General features: G+C 46.4%; 3 protein-coding genes and 2 pseudogenes. All 5 read right to left on the bottom strand.

Features of this window, described 5'->3' with window-relative positions; genetic code table 11:
- A pseudogene (locus ACRBG0_RS28480) lies at window positions 1-290 on the bottom strand (D-sedoheptulose-7-phosphate isomerase); the annotation flags it as partial.
- A gap of 24 nt (window positions 291-314) precedes the next feature.
- Window positions 315-1,445: a glycosyltransferase gene (locus ACRBG0_RS28485; RefSeq protein ID WP_431490217.1), complete on the bottom strand. Its 1,131-nt coding sequence runs from the start codon at window positions 1,443-1,445 to the stop codon at window positions 315-317.
- Entirely contained in the window at window positions 1,438-2,394 is a 957-nt protein-coding gene (locus ACRBG0_RS28490; RefSeq protein WP_431490218.1) for a glycosyltransferase family 2 protein, read from the bottom strand. The genes ACRBG0_RS28485 and ACRBG0_RS28490 overlap by 8 nt, the downstream gene beginning before the upstream one ends.
- A gap of 81 nt (window positions 2,395-2,475) precedes the next feature.
- A complete protein-coding gene (locus ACRBG0_RS28495; protein ID WP_431490219.1) occupies window positions 2,476-2,940 on the bottom strand; it encodes a hypothetical protein in 465 nt (154 codons plus the stop codon).
- Between the two features lie 6 nt (window positions 2,941-2,946).
- Window positions 2,947-3,380 (bottom strand): annotated as a pseudogene (locus tag ACRBG0_RS28500) (dihydroorotase); the annotation flags it as partial.

Consider the following 3,380-nt stretch of genomic DNA (forward strand, 5'->3'; position numbering starts at 1 on the left):
CCATAGTCGTTGCCTACCGCCGTCAGGTAACTCGTATTAACGTGCAATGCTTCGGCGTAAAGCGGCGGACGATCAAAATAAAAGCGCCCCGAAAACTCTGCAGCCAAGTGTTGTGCATCTGCGGCACTGCCTCCATTGCCACAGAAGAGAAGTTTACCATCACGACCGAAACAGTCGATACATAAGTCTACTAACTGCTGAATGAGCGTGATCATCTCGGCATCTGACACCAATTTTTGCTTGAGGTCAACACTGTCCTGGATACCTTGTTTTATTCGTTCCTGTATCATACTGTTTCCTTAATTGATCGCAAGTTAGAACAACTGCTCCAGTGTTTTCACAAAAGTGGACCAGGAAAACCGCTGCTTTTCTTTTCGGACGCCTTCTTCAAGTGATTCTGCCTTTTCGTTTTGATAAAAATCAATTACCGAAACGGCCAATTCTTCGGCATCCTGCTCAATGACATAGCCAGCTTCACCGTGGGGAACAATTTCCGGCAGCCCCCCTACCCTGGTCACAACCATAGGTTTTTCAAAATGGTAAGCCAACTGGGAAATCCCACTTTGCGTAGCCGTTTTATAAGGCTGTACAACTAAATCAGCTGCGCCAAAATAATAGCGCACTTCCTCGTTGGCAATAAAAGAAGTGTGGGCAACCACCAGATCCGTTATCCCTAATGTTTCCATCAAGGTTTCATATTTTTCCTGATTGCCATAGTATTCGCCAGCGAGTATCAACTTTATTCCATGCTCCCGAATCATCGGATTTGCCATGGCTTGCAGCAATAACTCCAGTCCTTTGTACTCGCGGATGTATCCAAAAAACAAAAGGTATCTCCCATCAGCATCCAAGCTTAGATGCTGGCGCGCGACGGTACGGTTTACCTGCGCTCCGTAAGAATCATAAATGGGATGTGGAGAGGTGCGAACAGGTGCCGTAGAAAAATCCGCTAATTCTTCTTTAACCGAAGTAGAAAGCGTCATAAAACCATCAGAAGCCCCCGTAAAATAACGAGATAGCAACTGGTCTCCGGGACGGCGTTCGTGCGGAATGATGTTATGTACCAAGCCGATGCGTTGGGTACGCCGAGTATCAAACTGCCGGAGAATAGTCCCCAGGCACGGTGCCATAAAGGGCATCCAATAAGCAGCAATGACGATATCAGGGTGTCGTTTGCGCAGTTCTCGGCCTACTTTCCACCAATTGAATGGATTGACAGCATTTATTTTGCGCTCAATGGCTAGACCTTCCGGCGCTGTATCTTCTGAATATTGGGTTTTTCCTGGAAACAGGAAATCGGGATACTGCAAGGTAAAAGTGATCAACGTCACCTGATGGCCTGCATCCTGTAAGGCGTAAGCGAGTCGCTCATTGAAAGCCGCTAGTCCGCCACGATACGGGTAAGCTGGCCCTAGCAAGAGAATGTGCTTGGAAGGACTACTCATTGGCTGCTGCTTGGCCAATTTTCTGTTCGATAAGGTAGTGGTTGCGATCCGTAGCTGAGCGTACAATCAGTTCTGCCAAGAAGCCTGTAAGAAACAACTGGCTACCAATGATCGCACAAATCAGTCCCAGGTAAAACAAAGGGCGATCTGTAATGCCGTAATTCAGATAAACCAACTTTGAAATACTGAGGTAGGCCAAAATCACAAAACCCAGGAGAAAAACCACCGCACCGAGCATACCAAAAAAGTGCATCGGGCGTTTGCGGAAACGAGATATAAAAATGACCGACAGCAAGTCCAAAGGACCACGGATAAACCGTTCGATCCCGAACTTCGTCACGCCATATTTGCGTTCTTGGTGTTGAACGACCTTCTCTGTAATTTTTTTGAAGCCCGCCCATTTTGCCAACACGGGAATGTAACGGTGCATCTCGCCGTAAACTTCAATGCTCTTGATGACTGCCTTGCGGTAAGCTTTTAGCCCACAGTTGAAATCATGGAGCTGGATACCCGTCATCCGCCGAACCGTCCAGTTGTAGAGTTTACTGGGCAGGTTTTTGGTAAGCACTGGATCGTAACGCTTTTTCTTCCAACCAGATACCAAGTCGTAGCCTTCATCGCGAATCATTGCTACCAGTTCCGGAATCTCGTCAGGGCTATCTTGCAAATCAGCATCCATCGTTATAACGACATCACCTTCGGCCGCATCAAAACCCACAAAAAGGCCGGCAGATTTGCCATAATTACGCTGAAATTTGATACCGCGTATCTCCGGCATTTCTGCCGAAAGTTTTTCAATCACCTCCCAGGATTTATCTGTACTACCGTCGTCTACCATGATGATTTCATAACGATAAGCCTCCCGGTCAGCTACGCGCTTGATCCAGGCAGCCAGTTCAGGCAATGACTCTTCTTCGTTGAAAAGGGGGATAACGACGGATAAATCCATTAGCTAAGTATAGGTTAGAATTAAAGCAAGGCGACAATATACGGACTTTCCCGACGGAAGAAGTCGTAATAAAATAGACTTCTACCTTCTCCGAGAGAGGATAAAACCTATAGCTGTGGCCAATAAAAAACCGGGGATTAAACTTTGCGCGTAAGCGAAAAACGAACCTCCCGCTGTAGGCATCACTGCATCTTTAGGGTCATAGCCCTGGGCAGCCATCAACTCTCCCTGAAGCTTGACCAATTCGGGATCAAACACCGCAAAAAGTAGGTGGTAGTAAAAATAAAACAAGGCATTAGCCACTACAAACACCATAAAACCTGGCTGAATGTAAGACTTGAGTTCCTCACTCTCTACTTTACTCTGGGACTTCCACATCGCAAAGATGTAGACAGCATAAGTACTTAACCAAAGGCCACGGCTAAGTACCAGCTCCCTTTGAAAAAAATAAACCGAAGCAAACAGCACCACTACTATTCCTCCAGCAATGATGCCCCAGCGGATACCATCTTGCCGCCACTGTTCTTCCTGCTGTTCATTTGTCATAAGTCGTTATTTAGAGGTAGCAAATTTATCACCATTCAAAATACCCAAAGGACGGCCACTAAGCTCAATACCGATCAATGGTGAATTTTTTGACTTTGAGTGTATATCTTGCAGCGCTACACTCCAATCCTTATCATACTGATAAAAAGTAAGTTGTGCGAATTCACCTACAGTAATATTTGATGATTCAAGTTGAAAGACATCCCGTGGTCCGCTGGTAAACTTAGCAACCAGTTCTTCCTCTGTAAGGAGGTCACCGACGCCCTTCCGAGCTGTTGCAAAAGCAGTAGAGATTGTCGCTGCACCAAAATCTGCATAGGCAAACTCCAGGTGTTTCGTTTCCAACTCCAAGGGGGAATGACTGGAGGAAATACAGTCAATCGTGCCATCATGAAAACCTTCTAGCAGGGCTTGCCGATCGCGCTCTTCACGCAAAGGAG

Origin of the sequence: Lewinella sp., from assembly GCF_050633125.1 — a bacterium.
In the GTDB taxonomy this organism is placed as follows: Bacteria; Bacteroidota; Bacteroidia; order Chitinophagales; family Saprospiraceae; genus Lewinella.